Source organism: Enterobacter sp. BNK-22, assembly GCF_048684805.1.
Classification (GTDB): Bacteria; Pseudomonadota; Gammaproteobacteria; order Enterobacterales; family Enterobacteriaceae; genus Enterobacter; species Enterobacter quasiroggenkampii.
Genome location: NZ_JBLQTT010000001.1, coordinates 4,372,167 through 4,388,672, shown reverse-complemented (window position 1 = coordinate 4,388,672; position 16,506 = coordinate 4,372,167). Strand labels below are relative to the sequence as shown.

The following is a 16,506-nucleotide window of genomic DNA, read 5'->3' as shown; positions in this document are numbered from 1 at the left end:
GGTTTTGCCAAACAGATCACAAAAGCAGGTCTGGCAGGGTATTGAAAAAGCATAAAAAAAGGCCCGCATTTGCGGGCCTTCTGATGCTGTTAGCAGCTCAAATTACAGAACGTCGATCGCGTTCAGTTCTTTGAAAGCCTGCTCCAGACGGGTCACCATGGACGTCTGCGCTGCGCGCAGCCATACGCGTGGATCGTAGTATTTCTTGTTCGGCTGGTCTTCGCCTTTCGGGTTGCCCAGCTGGCCCTGCAGGTAAGCTTCGTTCGCTTTGTAGTACTGCAGGATACCGTCCCAGGTTGCCCACTGGGTGTCGGTATCGATGTTCATTTTCACAACGCCGTAGCTTACGGAGTCTTTGATTTCCTGAGCAGAAGAACCGGAACCGCCGTGGAAGACGAAGTTCAGGCTGTTGTGCGGCAGGTTGTGTTTCTTGGAAACGTATTCCTGAGAATCACGCAGGATGGTTGGGGTCAGAACCACGTTACCTGGTTTGTAAACGCCGTGTACGTTACCGAAGGACGCTGCGATGGTGAAGCGTGGGCTGATTTTGCTCAGCTCGGTGTAAGCGTAATCAACGTCTTCTGGCTGGGTGTACAGTGCAGAAGCGTCCATGTGGCTGTTGTCCACGCCGTCTTCTTCACCGCCGGTGCAACCCAGTTCGATTTCCAGGGTCATGTCCATTTTGGCCATGCGCGCCAGGTACTTAGAGCAGATTTCGATGTTTTCGTGCAGTGACTCTTCAGACAGGTCGATCATGTGAGAAGAGAACAGTGGCTTACCGGTTGCCGCGAAATGTTTTTCACCCGCGTCCAGCAGACCGTCGATCCACGGCAGCAGTTTCTTCGCGCAGTGGTCAGTGTGCAGGATAACTGGAACACCGTAGTGCTCAGCCATCTGGTGAACGTGGTGCGCACCAGAGATAGCGCCCAGGATTGCAGCACCCTGAGGAATGTCAGTTTTCACGCCTTTACCTGCGATGAACGCAGCGCCACCGTTAGAGAACTGAACGATAACCGGTGCTTTAACTTTTGCAGCGGTTTCCAGTACGGCGTTGATGGAGTCGGTACCCACGCAGTTAACTGCTGGCAGAGCGAAGTTGTTTTCTTTAGCTACCTGGAACACTTTCTGTACGTCATCACCAGTGATAACGCCAGGTTTTACGAAATCAAAAATTTTAGACATGTTGCTTAGTCCTGTATCTTCGGCCGTTAGAAAAGGTGCGAGCTCTTAAAAGCGCGCTGAAAATTGGGCAGGTTTCCCTGCCCTTGAATGGCTTACTTCTTAGCGCGCTCTTCGAGCATTGCTACTGCTGGCAGTACTTTGCCTTCCACGAATTCGAGGAATGCGCCGCCACCAGTGGAGATGTAGGAGATCTTGTCAGCGATACCGAACAGGTCGATTGCTGCCAGGGTGTCACCACCGCCTGCGATAGAGAACGCTTCGCTGTCTGCGATAGCGTTAGCAACGATTTCAGTCCCTTTGCGGAAGTTCGGGAATTCGAACACGCCAACCGGACCGTTCCACAGGATAGTTTTTGCGTTTTTGAGGATTTCAGCCAGTTTCTGTGCAGAAACGTCGCCCAGATCCAGAATCTGCTCTTCGTCTTTGATGTCGTTTACAGACTTCAGAGTCGCGGTTGCGGTTTCGGAGAACTCGGTCGCGACGCGAACGTCAGTTGGAACCGGGATATCACAGGTACCCAGCAGGCGTTTGGCTTCGTCAACCAGGTCTGCTTCGTACAGGGATTTACCCACGTTGTGGCCCTGAGCGGCAACGAAGGTGTTCGCGATACCACCGCCAACGATCAGCTGGTCAGCGATTTTAGACAGGGAATCCAGAACGGTCAGTTTGGTAGAAACTTTAGAACCACCAACGATAGCCACCATTGGACGAGCAGGTTCTTTCAGTGCTTTACCCAGCGCTTCCAGTTCGTCAGCCAGCAGAGGACCGGCACACGCAACGTCTGCGAATTTACCGATACCGTGGGTAGACGCCTGAGCACGGTGCGCCGTACCGAAGGCATCCATCACGAACACGTCGCACAGTGCAGCGTATTTTTTGGAAAGGGTTTCGTCGTCTTTCTTCTCGCCTTTGTTGAAGCGAACGTTTTCCAGAACAACCAGTTCACCGGCTGCTACGTCAACGCCGTCCAGGTAATCTTTCACCAGGCGAACCGGGTTGGACAGTTTGTCTTTCAGGTAATTAACCACTGGCAGCAGAGAGAACTCTTCGTTGTACTCGCCTTCAGTTGGACGACCCAGGTGGGAGGTGACCATCACTTTCGCGCCCTGCTTCAGAGCCAGCTCGATGGTTGGCAGAGATGCACGGATACGCGCGTCGCTGGTCACTTTGCCATCTTTAACCGGTACGTTCAGATCGGCACGGATGAAAACGCGTTTACCAGCCAGATCCAGATCGGTCATCTTAATTACAGACATGGTGAATCCTCTCGTTGATTCTTAAAGTTTTGCAGACGCACAATGCGTCTTACCTGAAACCTTGAGCAGCCATTGCCAACGTGGTGTCGAGCATTCGGTTAGCAAAGCCCCATTCGTTATCACACCAGACCAGCGTCTTGATAAGGTGTGCGCCACTGACCCTCGTTTGCGTGCCATCGACAATGGCGCTGTGCGGGTCGTGGTTAAAATCTACTGAGACCAACGGTAATTCCGTATAGTCAACTATACCATGAAATGCCCCCTGTGCCGCTTTTTGCAGCAACAGGTTGACTTCACAGGCTTTTACCGGTTTTTTCACCGTTACGCTAAGGTCGATTGCGGTGACGTTGATCGTTGGGACACGCACGGCAATCGCTTCAAAACGGTCATTGAACTGCGGAAAAATTCGGGTGATCCCTGCCGCCAGTTTCGTATCCACCGGAATGATTGACTGGCTCGCTGCACGCGTGCGCCGTAAATCCGGGTGGTAAGCGTCAATGACCTGCTGATCGTGCATGGCGGAATGAATCGTGGTCACGGTGCCGGACTCAATGCCATACGCATCGTCTAACAGTTTGATGACCGGAATAATGCAGTTGGTGGTACAGGAGGCGTTGGAAACAATGCGGTGTTCGGCCTGCAGCTCATGCTGGTTGACGCCAAACACGACGGTCGCGTCGAGGTCGTTACTGCCGGGATGAGAAAACAGAACTTTTTTCGCGCCGGCTGTCAGATGCGCTTCGCCATGTTCGCGATTGCCATACACACCGGTACAGTCAAGTACGACATCCACACCCAGTTCACGCCAGGGTAGCCCGGAGATGCTGTTCTCATGCAGCACACGAATCGCGTCATCACCCACAAAAAGCTGATCTCTTTCCTGGCGCACATCCCAGGCAAAGCGTCCGTGGCTGGTGTCATACTTCAATAAATGCGCCATGCCCGCAGCATCCGCCAGTTCATTGATTGCCACCACGGTTATTTCCGCCCGACGTCCGGATTCATACAAAGCACGAACCACATTACGCCCGATGCGACCGAAGCCATTAATCGCTACGCGTACGGTCATAGATCTCCTGCAAAGCAATCCCTGAGTGTGAGGTGGCTGAAAGAGTAATCCAGCTACGCCCGAAGGGGAATCCTTGCTGTCACAAACTGCGATTGATTGGTCAATTGTCGAACATTTAATCGACTGAAACGCTTCAGCAAGAATAAGCGAATCGGGGAATAAAAGGAATGTCTGTCCAGATGAATAAGCGAGCTATATGACTTGCGTCACATTTTCGGTGGAATAATGACGCAAAAAAAGCCGGGTGGCGCGCTAGCGCTTACCCGGCCTACTTTCGAGCCATTTGTAGACCCGGTAAGCGTAGCGCCACCGGGCAAAACGGCGATTACAGCAGTTCTTTCGCTTTCGCGACAACGTTCTCAACGGTGAAGCCGAACTCTTCGAACAGCTGCTCTGCCGGAGCAGACTCACCGAAGGTGGTCATGCCGACGATAGCACCGTTCAGGCCCACGTATTTGAACCAGTAGTCAGCGATACCGGCTTCCACTGCCACGCGAGCGGAAACCGCTTTAGGCAGTACGGATTCACGGTAAGCGGCATCCTGCTTATCGAACGCGTCGGTAGACGGCATGGAGACCACGCGCGCCTTCACGCCTTCGGCAGTCAGTTTTTCCCATGCGGCAACAGCCAGCTCAACTTCAGAACCGGTAGCGATGAAGATCAGCTCTGGCTGGCCCGCGCAATCTTTCAGCACGTAACCACCGCGAGCGATGTTCGCCAGCTGCTCTGGCGTACGCTCCTGCTGTGCCAGGTTCTGACGGGAGAGGATCAGCGCGGTAGGACCGTCCTGACGCTCAACGCCGTATTTCCACGCTACCGCGGATTCAACCTGGTCACACGGACGCCATGTGCTCATGTTCGGGGTCACGCGCAGGGAAGCCACCTGCTCTACCGGCTGGTGAGTTGGACCGTCTTCGCCCAGACCGATGGAGTCGTGGGTGTAAACCATCACCTGACGCTGTTTCATCAGCGCCGCCATACGCACGGCGTTACGCGCATATTCGACGAACATCAGGAAGGTAGAGGTGTACGGCAGGAAACCACCGTGCAGGGAGATACCGTTGGCAATTGCAGTCATACCGAATTCACGTACACCGTAATGGATGTAGTTACCGGCAGTGTCTTCGTTGATTGGCTTAGAACCGGACCACAGGGTCAGGTTAGATGGCGCCAGGTCAGCGGAGCCGCCGAGGAATTCAGGCAGCAGAGGACCGAACGCTTCAATGGCATTCTGAGACGCTTTACGGCTCGCGATTTTAGACGGGTTCGCCTGCAGCTTAGCGATGAACTCGTTCGCTTTCGCGTCGAAATCAGACGGCATGTCACCTTTCATACGACGGGTGAATTCAGCCGCTTCCTGTGGGAAGGCTTTCGCGTAAGCCGCGAACTTCTCGTTCCACGCCGCTTCTTTCGCCTGGCCTACTTCTTTTGCATCCCACTGAGCATAGATCTCAGATGGGATTTCGAATGCAGGGTATTTCCAGCCCAGCGCTTCGCGGGTCAGTGCAATTTCCGCGTCGCCCAGCGGCGCGCCGTGGGAGTCGTGCGTACCCGCTTTGTTCGGGGAACCGAAGCCGATGATGGTTTTGCACATCAGCAGGGACGGTTTGTCCGTCACAGCGCGCGCTTCTTCTACTGCACGTTTAATCGAGTCAGCATCGTGACCATCAACGCCACGCACAACGTGCCAGCCGTAAGCTTCGAAACGTTTAGCGGTGTCGTCAGTGAACCAGCCTTCAACGTGACCGTCGATGGAGATACCGTTGTCGTCATAGAACGCAACCAGTTTACCCAGCTTCAGGGTACCTGCCAGGGAGCACACTTCGTGAGAAATGCCTTCCATCATGCAGCCATCGCCCATGAACGCGTAGGTGAAGTGGTCAACGATGTCGTGGCCAGGACGGTTGAACTGCGCCGCTAGGGTCTTCTCAGCGATCGCCATACCCACAGCGTTAGCAATACCCTGACCCAGCGGGCCGGTGGTGGTTTCTACGCCAGCGGTGTAGCCCACTTCCGGGTGACCTGGAGTTTTGGAGTGCAGCTGACGGAAGTTTTTCAGCTCTTCGATAGGCAGATCGTAGCCGGTGAGGTGCAGCAGGCTATAGATCAGCATAGAGCCGTGGCCGTTAGACAGTACGAAACGGTCGCGGTCAGCCCATGACGGGTTCTGCGGGTTGTGGTTCAGGAAATCGCGCCACAGGACTTCGGCGATATCAGCCATACCCATAGGGGCCCCTGGGTGGCCGGATTTGGCTTTCTGTACTGCGTCCATGCTCAGCGCACGAATAGCATTAGCAAGCTCTTTACGTGAGGACATTTTAACTCCAGATCGGACTGTTAAAGGCCATGCCCTTGACGACAGCGCGTTTTGGGCTACGCCGGAAAAAAGTGCCAACAATGTAACCCAAGCGGCATGCCATGTACATGGACCATTCTTTTGCAGCTTAAGAAATCTCTGGATCATGCTCGCATGTTGCGCAATCTGCTCGCCCGGCCCTGTAGATATTCCTTATACTTAGCCCGACACCGGCTTCGCTGACGGTGCACTTTTCGGATTTTATTCAGATTAACGAGTACGGAAGCAACCTCATGAAAATGCGTGCAATAGTGCTGGCCCTGGGTACAACGCTCCTGCTGAGCGGCTGTCAGAATATGGATTCTAACGGCCTGATGACCTCAGGCGCAGAGGCCTTTCAGGCCTATTCCCTGAGCGATGCGCAGGTAAAAGCGCTGAGCGACCAGGCCTGTAAAGATATGGACGGAAAAGCGACGCTTGCGCCGGCTAACAGTACCTACACGCAGCGTCTGAATAAGATTGCTTCCGCGCTGGGCGATAACATCAACGGTCAGCCGGTGAACTACAAGGTTTACATGGCGAAAGACGTCAACGCCTTCGCGATGGCGAACGGCTGTATCCGCGTTTACAGCGGCCTGATGGATATGATGACCGACAACGAAGTGGAAGCGGTCATCGGCCATGAAATGGGCCACGTTGCGCTGGGCCACGTGAAGAAAGGGATGCAGGTTGCCTTAGGCACCAATGCCATCCGCGCAGCGGCGGCCTCAGCAGGCGGTATCGTTGGCAGCCTGTCCCAGTCACAGCTTGGCGACGTGGGTGAAAAACTGGTGAACTCCCAGTTCTCCCAGCGTCAGGAGTCCGAAGCGGATGACTACTCCTACGATCTGTTGCGCAAACGCGGCATTAATCCATCCGGTTTAGCCACCAGCTTTGAAAAACTGGCCAAACTGGAAGCAGGACGTCAAAGCTCTATGTTTGACGATCACCCTGCCTCAGAAGAGCGCGCACAGCATATTCGCGACCGTATGGCCGCAGACGGAATTAAATAATTTCAGAAGGAGGCAGTTTTGCCTCCTTTTTATTTCGCATGAATTGTTAACTTAACAGCACGTATCGATAACACCCCTGAAAGCCCCGCCAAATCTACCCTGTTACATTGAAACGTCTGGTCACATAATTATTGCAAAGGTCACTTTTTCCGGTAATTATCCCCCCTGCAGTTATTCAATTAATATATCCAGACAGAGACGTTCCCTCCGTGAAAAAAGAATTATCATTAATTGCTTTAAGTTTATTTTCCGCATTACCTGCCGCTGCAAGCCAGCAATCCGACAGCCAGGGTTTTATTGACGACAGCCATCTGGACCTGTTTTTACGCAATGCGTATATCAGCCGTGATTATCATCAGGGCCAGCAGGATAAAGCCGAATGGGGTCAGGGGATCATCGCCACGTTTGCATCCGGCTATACCGAAGGGCTGGTGGGCTTTGGTGTGGACGGTATTGCTCAATACGGCGTGCGCCTGGACGGCGGTCGCGGCAAGAGCGGCGCAGGCGGCATCGACTTCTTTAAGCAGGAAGACGACGGCCGGGCAAAATCCGATCTGGCAAAGTTTGGCGCAACCGCCAAAATGCGCATCTCGAATACCGTACTGAGCTACGGGAATCAGCGTCCTGAGCTGCCCATCGTCAATGCCGACAGCTCTCGCCTGCTCTTTGAAAGCTACACCGGCACCATGCTGACCTCAAAAGAGATCGACGGTCTGGAAATCAACGCCGGTTATTTCACCGACGAGCAGCGTAAAAGTGACGACCGCCACGACAGCGGGCTGAAGAGCCTCTCCTTCGGCGGCGCGAGCTACCAGTTCAACGATCAGTTCAGCGGCGCGTTTTACGCCTCTCACAATGAAGAGGTGATGAACAAGCAGTATCTGGGCCTGAACTTCAAACAGCCGTTCAGCACCGGGCAGCAGCTGGTGCTCGACTTCAACGGCTATAACTCCCGTCTCGATCAGAGTTACGCGGACAGCCTCGATACGGGCCGCAGCAACGCTATCTGGAGCCTGGCGGCGAGCTACATCTGGGATATTCACACGTTCAAAGTGGCGTACCAGCAGAGCAGCGGCAGCACCGGCTACAACTACGGCGGCTACCGCGACCAGGGCGGCGTAGGTGATGGCGGTAACACCATCTGGCTGGCAAACTCCTACTGGTCTGATTTTAACGGCGAAGATGAACGTTCCTGGCAGGCATCCTACGGTCTGGACTTTGGCGGCCTTGGCCTGCCGGGTCTGAGCTGGACCACCGCCTACGTGCGCGGGGACAACATCAAAACCGCGGAAACCAGCAACGGCAAAGAGCACGAGTGGTTTAACCAGATCCAGTACCAGGTGCAGGATGGCCCGGCGAAGGATCTGAAACTGAAACTGCGCTATTCCGTGTTGCGCGTCTCCAGCAACGCCAGCGACTATAACGTGGGCGGGGACGAGATCCGCGCTTACGTGGAATACCCGTTTAACGTGTTCTAAAGGCAATAAAAAACCTCTCCAGGGAGAGGTTTTTTTACACCAGAAGAGGCTTATTCGCCTTTTTTGGCTGCCTGGATGTAGAGCATTTCCAGTGCAAGGGTCGCTGCGGCCAGCGCAGTGATCTCGGACTGGTCATACGCAGGCGCCACTTCCACCACGTCCATCCCGACAATGTTGAGATCCTTCAGGCCGCGCACCAGCTTGATGGCGCGGTCTGAGGTCAGGCCACCAATTACCGGGGTACCGGTACCCGGTGCAAATGCCGGATCCAGGCAGTCGATGTCGAAGGTCAGATACACGGGCATATCACCCACGATCTGCTTCACCTGCGCGAGGATGTCATCCACGCCGCGGTCGTTAACCTGACCCGCATCCAGCACGGTGAAGCCGTTATCTTTGTCGAATTCAGTGCGAATACCGATCTGCACGGAGTGGTTCGGGTCGATCAGACCTTCGTTAGGCGCGGTAAAGAACATGGTGCCGTGGTCAAACTCACAGCCGTTCGCGTAGGTGTCGGTATGCGCATCAAAGTGTACCAGCGCCATTTTACCGAAGTGCTTCGCGTGGGCACGCAGCAGCGGCAGGGTCACGAAGTGGTCGCCGCCGAAGGAGAGCATGCGCTTACCGGCAGCCAGCAACTTCTCGGCGTGGGCCTGCAGCTTTTCGCTCATCTCACGCGCATCACCAAAGGCATACACCAGGTCACCGCAGTCCACCACGTTCAGGCGCTCGCGCATGTCGAAGTTCCACGGGAAACGGTTGTGCTCCCAGGCCAGGTTAGTGGAAACCTGACGGATCGCTGCCGGGCCATGACGCCCACCCGCACGGCCTGACGTTGCCATGTCGAACGGCACGCCAGTGATCACCCAGTCCGCGTCACTGTCGTACGGCTGGAAGTTCATCGGAAGGCGTAAAAAACCAAACGCGTTAGATACCAGAGAGTTATCGTACTGATGACCTAAAGTGCTCATGTCCTGTCCTCGTATCATAGATAGACGATCGTTGCTAAAGGTGAAAAAAAATCCCTTCCGCGTCGTTAAGCCCGACGAGGAAGGGATCGTTTCATATCGTAATGCTGTATGGCGCTAAGAATAGCGCCTGACTCCATTAAATTCAAGCGACTCATAAATACAAATTATATAGCCAACCCTTACCATTCATCGAATAAAACAATAGCCATAAAAATATTATAATCTTTACATCCCTAATATTTTCCCAATGAATATTTAAATGCTCCCATTACGGGCTCACCCCTTATAATTCAAGAGTAAAGTCTTTCCATAACACATTCATACATACATAAACAGCATGAGATAGTCCGAATTCGGATTTTATTTAGTTATAGCGTGTAGTTTTCTCTTTTTTTACTCCCTACAATCCCGCCGCTTTATTAAAATTTATTTCTAAATGGAATTACTTATGAACAAATATTTAAAAATAGGTCTTTTTACCATTCTGGCGGGAGCGGGTTCTGCAGCAGCGGCAGAAGATGGCACGATTACCTTTGACGGTACTATCAGTGACGCAACCTGTGCTATTACAGGCGGTGATGCACAGGGTGAATCCACCTCTCCTGATTTCACCGTGCATCTGCCAAGCGTCAGCACCACCGCGCTGGCAACAGCTGGTCAACGCGCGGGTGACACGCCATTTTTCATTAAACTGAGCGGTGCAAATTGCACCAACAACAAAGTCGCCAGCGTCTTCTTCGAACTGGCACAGAGCACCAATATCAACGCCACCACCGGTAACCTGAGAAACACCGTCACGACGGGCGGTGCCGATAAAGTTGAAATCGGCCTGTTAGATTCCAGCAAAGCGGTTATGAACCTGAACACCGCAAACAACAGCCCGAAAACAGCGACCATTACAGGTAATACCGCTCGCTTCGACTACTGGGCGCAATACGTTGCCACCGGCGGTGCGGCGACGGCCGGTAAAGTCACCACTGACGTCGTTTATTCCATTAAGTACCAGTAATACCTCTAAGCAGTGGGATTTATCCCACTGCTTTCCCTGCCACATATAGGAACGTTGAGCCTGATGGTCAGTAATATTTTCAAAGTGATGTTAATGGTGACATTGACGTGGTTCCCCTGCGCCAACGCCACTATACAAATTTTAACGACTCGCGTGGCATTCAATGCAAACGAGAGTGAACAAACCGTTCGCGTGAATAACCTCAGCAAAAACCCGGAGCTGGTGCAGGTATGGCTTTCCAGCACCGATAAAACCGATGGAACAGAGAAGGAAAACCTTCCGTTCTTTATCAACCCTCCCGCTGCGCGCGTTAACGGTCAAAAAGGGAAAGTTTTCCGTATCTTCCAGACAGCGGAAGCCGCAGGAAAATACCCGAAAGATCGCGAAACGCTGCTCTGGCTAAACGTGCTGGATATTCCACCAGAACTGCCTGAAGAGGCGGATCAGAACCAGATAAAAATGGCGTTCCGCACAATGATCAAATTTTTCTATCGCCCAGCGGGCCTGAAGGGCAATCCCATGCAGGCGGGCGACGATCTGAAGTGGGAATTGCGTAAAGCGGCAAAAGGCTACGACGTGGTGGGAACCAATAACTCACCTTTCCACGTGAGCATGACCAGCGTCTGGCTGACGAATGCCGACAATAAAGACATCGAGATCCCGGGTGACATGATTGTCCCTTATGGAACGCTGGTTTATCACTTTCCGCAGGTCAGCGCAGTGAGCGGACGCGGCATATTTAAATACAACTATATCACTGATTTAGGCGCATATATTAAGCGCACTTATAACTTTTAATATTTTATACGTTCTACCTTTGGGAAGGTTAAATGTCCGCACGCCATAATAAATACAGGCTTCTCAAAAAAGCGAAAAGTACCCTTGGCCAGATCATTATTCTGGCATTGTGCGTTTCAGGCCAGGCTAACGCCGAAGCAGAGAAAAAAGCGGTAAACTTTTCTCGCGGCTTTATGAATTTCTATAACAGTGGGTTAGACCTTAGCCAGTTCGACGGGGTAGATAAAATCCAGCCCGGAGATTACAAACTGGAAGTATTTAGTAACCTGCGGAAATTAGGCACCTGGCCCATTTCATTTATTCCGGCAAAAAATAAGCAGGGCGTAAATGCCTGCATGACGCCGGAAATGATTATCCGCTTTGACGTCGACACCCGCAAACTCCCGGAAAACTGGAAGACGGGCCGCTGCCTGATCCTTGAAACACTTGTGCCCGGCGCAACCGTGACCTACAACCAGGATGATGAGCGTCTGGACGTCACCGTCCCGCAGGCGATGCTGCTTAATACGCCGGAGGGATACATCAGCCCTGAGCTATGGGACGACGGTGAACCTACCCTCATGGCCTCCTATGCGCTGAGTGGTTCAAGCACGCGCAACCGTGAGTTGGGCGAAACCAGCAACTATCTCTTTGGTAACCTGCAAACGGCGATAACCCTTGGGGCGTGGCGTTTTGTGACCTATGACACCCTGAACCTCGGCAATGATATTGACGATGAGGGGGTCGATCATCTGCAGGCATTTGCCAGCCGGGGGATTGCAGCATTGCAGTCTGAAGTGGTACTGGGCGATCTCAACACCAGCGGGGAGATGTTTGATACAACGGCCATTCGCGGCGCAAGGCTTGCCACCGACGATCGCATGCTGCCGGACTCCGTGCGCTACTACGCGCCTGTTGTACGGGGTTTTGCCAACAGCAACGCCACGGTCACCATCAAGCAGTCCGGCAGCACCCTCTACGAAAAAGTGGTGCCGCCGGGTGAGTTTGCCATCAGCGATCTCTATGCAACAGGCTACAACGGCGATCTGGAGGTCACCGTCAAAGAGACGGATGGCACCATCAACACCTTTACGGTCCCCTACTCCAGCGTTCCGCAGCTGCTGCGCGAAGGTTACTTCCGCTATTCGCTCTCGTCGGGGGAAATGCGTAATACGTATCTTGCCGATGCGCCATGGATGACCGAGGGCACGCTTCAGTACGGTCTGCTGAATAATCTGACGGGGTACGTGGGTGCGCAAACCGCGTTTGATGGCGATTACAACGCCCTGCTGGGTGGTGTGGCCATCAATACCCCGCTCGGGGCATTAGGTCTGGACGTTACCCGCTCTTATACGAACTTTAACACAGGTATGGGGAGCGATGACTGCGGTTCACTGTGTGACATGTCCCTGCGAATCAGTCTTGCTAAAAACCTTTCAGAAACCGGTACAAACTTCAGCCTGGTAGGTTACCGCTACTCCAGTAAAGATTACTACTCGCTGGCGGATGCCGTCAGCGTGAAGCAGGCGCTGGAGCACGGTAACGACCGATATTTACCCGAGCGCTACCGTGAACGCCTGGAAGCAAACATCAACCAGATGCTGCCTGCGGGCTGGGGAAGTTTTTACGTCAGTGGTTTCATCGGCAACATCTGGAACGATGAACTGGGCCGCACGGAAAAATCCAACTACGCGCTGGGATACAACAACCGATTTGGCACGTCGACCTGGGGTATTTCACTTGGCCGAACCAACAATGAAGACGGTGGTCATGACGATACGATCTACCTGAGCGTATCCATGCCGCTTGGCCATCGTTATGAAAAACAGGCCCGCCTGGGGGCGAACTTTAGCTACAACAGCGATGAGGCCACCATCCGCACCTCGCTCAGCGGCTCGGCTGGCGAGCGTTCACAGTATGGATTTAGCGGCTACTTCAGCGAGTCCAGCAGGCCGGAAACCAACTTCGGTACCAACCTTTCTTACGTGGGCGATAGCGCTTCCGGCGGCGTAGCGTTCAGCCAGTCCCTCCACAGCTTCATGGGTGGTCTGAATATGAACGGTGGCGTGGTTGTGCATCGTGGCGGCATCAATTTGACCCCAACCTTAGGCGACACCATTGGCGTAATCGAGGCCAAAGGCGCTGAAGGGGCAAGAGTTTACCCTGATTCAAATGCGGTCATTAAAGATAACGGCTATGGCATTGTCGGCTATCTGACGCCTTACCGATACAACGATGTCTTCATTGATCCAAAAGGTACATCAATGAGCGTCGACGTCGAGGATACGCGTAAGAGCATTGTGCCCACCGCGGGTGCCGCCGTGCATATCAAAATGGAAACGCAGCAGAAGCAACAGACCTTTGTGCGCTTCACACATGCCTCCGGGCAGAAGATACCCTTCGGCGCATCCATTTCCGACGGTAACGACGCCACGCTCGGTATGGTCGGCCAGGGTGGCCTGGCAATGTTGACCTTGCCTGAATCTGGCAAGCCGATCGTTATTAAATGGAAAAGCAATAAGGTAATGAACACGTGCTCAGCAGAGGTCAATCAACTTTCTGATAACAGAAAAAACCGCAATATGAGTAAAGCCACCTCCTTTGATGCAATAGATATTATCTGCAAAGGCCTTTAAGAGAAAATGAATAAATACATTACGACTCTGCTTTATCTCCTTATATTATCACTGTTATGGATATTTAGCCTTGAAGTAAAAGCCTCAGCGTGCAGAATCGACGGTGTGGAAAAGGTGTTAAATATCACAGACAACATTACGCTGAACCCTGCGGATAAAGGCTCCGCAGGAACGGTATTATGGTCTAAAACCTATACCGCACCTAACATCAAATATAGCTGTGATGAATCAACGCAAACGCAGTGGCACACTGCATACAGCCGAAATTATCTCTCTTCATCGATAGATAAAGTCTATGCAACCGAAATTCCGGGCATTGGTATTCGGATGAAATGGCCAGCCAATACCGGAAACGCCTGGGTGCCGGGTAACTCCGGCTCTCCTGTGACCTGTAGTCCGAGCTGTTCAATCGATAACAGCACGGTGCTACTGGAGTTTGTTCAGACCGGCACCATTAATCAGGGTGAAACCGAGATCCCTGCCGGTGAAATGGTTAACGTAAAAGTCAAACCTTTGCTCACGCCAGAGGATGAGCTTCGTATTCTTACTATCAATTTATCAGTACCGATTAAAGTGAATACGCGTTCATGCTCCATTTATCCCTCGTCGACAAACGTCAATTTAGGGACCTACAGTATTGCCTCATTCCAGAACACGCAAAATTACCAGGGCGATAAAAAAGACTTTTCTATTACCATCACTTGCCCGAAACAGGAACAGGTTGGCTTAACTATCTCTTCTATGATCGGGACAAAATTCGCAGAATCGAGCGGTATTCTGGGGGTGGAGACCGGCGAAGGCTACGCCCAAAACTTCGCGATTATGGTTTACGAAAAATCGAGCACGTATGTTTCAACGCCCCTTATTCTTGAGAAACTCATTGTTTTCCCGGTTTCATCCCGAGTAACGAAAAACTATCAGGCTCAGATTTACGTTCCTACAGAAGTTAATCGCGCAAATTCATTAAGTGCTGGCAGGGTGGTCGGCGCAATTCAATACACCATGGCTATACAATAATTTTCAAGGAGAGATTCGTGCTTCAGCGTTTTTCAAAATATGCGCTTTTATTAGTGCCGCTCATTCCTGCGGCTCACGCTACGGCGGCACTTCCCGGCCAGCAAAATAAACAGGAACTGGATCGTCTCGAAAGACAAACCAGCCAGGCATTAATAGAAGAAGCCAAGCGGAACGAACGGTTAATCCAGCAACAAAAAAAATTGCATGAAGCCGGAGAAGAAACCCTGACCAGCAGCGACTCGAGCTGGCGATTTCAGATCAATCATATCGTTATTCTTGATGATGTCCTGTTTGACGGTTCGCCACTGCGTCAGGCGATTATCGATCGCTATGAGGGCAAAATGCTCGGCAGAACAGAAATATTTGAACTGGTTAAAGAGCTGACCGATTTTTATATTTCTCGCGGTTATGCCACAACGCTGATTGGTATTGAGCCAGGCAATATCAAAACGGGTACGCTCTCTCTACGGGTGCTCTGGGGAAAAATAAACAATCTTAAGGTTAACGGGCATGAACCGTCTCTCCGTGAACGCACGCGCCTGTTCACTGCCTACCCCTTTGCGAAAGACAAGATTCTGAACATGCAGGATATCGATCAGATGGTCGAAAACTTGCTGCGCGTTTATCCCAAAGACAATATTGATATTCAGCCGTCGATTGTAAACAGCTATTCCGATCTTAATCTGCTGCACGAGCCTGAATTCCCCCTTTCCGTTGCAGCGGGCCTTAACAACTCTGGCATTAAGGCTGACGGCTGGCAGCAGTATTATGGCAGCGTAACCGCTAAAAACATTGCCGGTATCAATGATATTTTCAACGTATATTATTCATGGAATAACCTGAAAAATAACCAGGATAATCAGGATTCGTGGTCAACGAGTTACAGCATCCCGCTGGGTTACTGGTCATTCGACGCGCTTTATTACAAATCCAGCTACGATAAAACCCTTGCCGGCAATAACGCCAGCTACGCGTCTGACGGAGATTCAGACCGCGCTTCACTGCGTATCAGCCGCATGCTGGGCCGTAACGCCACGGGTAAAACCAGCTGGTGGGCAAAAGTCGAAAGACGTAACAGCGACAACAGCATTGAAAACCACCGTATAGACGTCAGCTCTAAAACCTATACCGCGATGTCGTCAGGCGCAACGTGGGTCGGTGCCCTGATGAACGGCTGGTTCTATGGCGATGTGGGCGTGACGGCGGCGGTTCCCTGGTTCGGTTCTGCCTGGAAAAACGATGCCGACCTCAAAGGATTTGACCTTGATTACGTCAAGTACAACGGCATTGCCAGCTGGACGCGTCCGCTTTTTCAGGCTGGCCGTCTCGGTGGCGTCTATGAACTCAACGCCGGGTTCCAGTACACCCCGCACGTTCTGGTCAGCGATGCAAAATTAACGCTGGGCGATGAATTCACCGTGCGCGGATTTAAGGACGATAGCCTGCTGGTTGATAGCGGCGGCTGGATCGCCAATACGCTGCAGTTTCCTTTTGATATTGGCATCGGCGGTATTTATCAGCTTATTCCCTATTTAGGTTATGACCTGGGCTTTGCCAAAGATAATTGCCCTAAAGGCGTCAACGTATGTGACAGCCAATTCATGATGGGTGGCTCGGTCGGAATTAAAGCTACCGGTAGCCATTTCTTAACATATGTCCTCGCGGGCTGGCCTATAAAAAAACCAGATTCACTGGAAGAGAATACCGTCGATAACACGGTCGTTTATTACAAGATGGAAGTAACTTTCTAATTTAAGGAATTT

General features: G+C 52.3%; 12 protein-coding genes. 7 read left to right on the top strand and 5 right to left on the bottom strand.

Annotated elements, in window-relative coordinates:
- Positions 1–102: 102 nt before the first annotated feature.
- From fbaA to tkt, 4 genes are all read right to left on the bottom strand, one after another.
- Positions 103–1,182 (bottom strand): class II fructose-bisphosphate aldolase, encoded by a 1,080-nt coding sequence (gene fbaA / locus ACMGGE_RS20785; RefSeq protein WP_008499731.1) that lies wholly within the window; start codon positions 1,180–1,182, stop codon positions 103–105.
- A gap of 92 nt (positions 1,183–1,274) precedes the next feature.
- Positions 1,275–2,438: a phosphoglycerate kinase gene (gene pgk / locus ACMGGE_RS20780; protein WP_008499732.1), complete on the bottom strand. Its 1,164-nt coding sequence runs from the start codon at positions 2,436–2,438 to the stop codon at positions 1,275–1,277.
- Positions 2,439–2,487: 49 nt separating this feature from the next.
- Positions 2,488–3,507: an erythrose-4-phosphate dehydrogenase gene (gene epd, locus ACMGGE_RS20775; RefSeq protein ID WP_045909922.1), complete on the bottom strand. Its 1,020-nt coding sequence runs from the start codon at positions 3,505–3,507 to the stop codon at positions 2,488–2,490.
- A 325-nt stretch (positions 3,508–3,832) separates the two neighbouring features.
- On the bottom strand, positions 3,833–5,824 hold the full coding sequence (gene tkt / locus ACMGGE_RS20770; RefSeq protein WP_039265485.1) for a transketolase: 1,992 nt from the start codon (positions 5,822–5,824) through the stop codon (positions 3,833–3,835).
- 272 nt (positions 5,825–6,096) lie between these two features.
- Between tkt and ACMGGE_RS20765 the strand changes: the two genes are divergently transcribed.
- Positions 6,097–6,855, top strand: coding sequence for a M48 family metallopeptidase (locus tag ACMGGE_RS20765; protein ID WP_021242066.1), 759 nt, complete (start codon positions 6,097–6,099; stop codon positions 6,853–6,855).
- Positions 6,856–7,064: 209 nt separating this feature from the next.
- Positions 7,065–8,333, top strand: coding sequence for an OprD family outer membrane porin (locus ACMGGE_RS20760; protein WP_032653315.1), 1,269 nt, complete (start codon positions 7,065–7,067; stop codon positions 8,331–8,333).
- Positions 8,334–8,383: 50 nt separating this feature from the next.
- Here the strand turns inward: ACMGGE_RS20760 and speB are convergent, their stop codons facing one another.
- Positions 8,384–9,304 carry an agmatinase gene (speB, locus tag ACMGGE_RS20755; protein ID WP_008499737.1) on the bottom strand — a complete coding sequence of 307 codons (921 nt, stop codon included), beginning with the start codon at positions 9,302–9,304 and terminating at the stop codon, positions 8,384–8,386.
- Between the two features lie 448 nt (positions 9,305–9,752).
- Here speB and ACMGGE_RS20750 point away from each other — a divergent pair, with 448 nt between their 5' ends.
- From ACMGGE_RS20750 to ACMGGE_RS20730, 5 genes are all read left to right on the top strand, one after another.
- Complete coding sequence (locus ACMGGE_RS20750; RefSeq protein ID WP_045909925.1) at positions 9,753–10,313, top strand: fimbrial protein; 561 nt, start codon at positions 9,753–9,755, stop codon at positions 10,311–10,313.
- Positions 10,314–10,376: 63 nt separating this feature from the next.
- Positions 10,377–11,111, top strand: a complete 735-nt coding sequence (locus ACMGGE_RS20745) for a molecular chaperone (protein WP_196365315.1) — start codon at positions 10,377–10,379, stop codon at positions 11,109–11,111.
- A 32-nt stretch (positions 11,112–11,143) separates the two neighbouring features.
- Positions 11,144–13,726, top strand: a complete 2,583-nt coding sequence (locus ACMGGE_RS20740; protein WP_420294110.1) for a fimbria/pilus outer membrane usher protein — start codon at positions 11,144–11,146, stop codon at positions 13,724–13,726.
- A gap of 105 nt (positions 13,727–13,831) precedes the next feature.
- A complete protein-coding gene (locus tag ACMGGE_RS20735; RefSeq protein WP_229226286.1) occupies positions 13,832–14,743 on the top strand; it encodes a fimbrial protein in 912 nt (303 codons plus the stop codon).
- A gap of 17 nt (positions 14,744–14,760) precedes the next feature.
- Positions 14,761–16,494, top strand: coding sequence for a ShlB/FhaC/HecB family hemolysin secretion/activation protein (locus ACMGGE_RS20730; RefSeq protein WP_048029092.1), 1,734 nt, complete (start codon positions 14,761–14,763; stop codon positions 16,492–16,494).
- Positions 16,495–16,506: the final 12 nt, after the last annotated feature.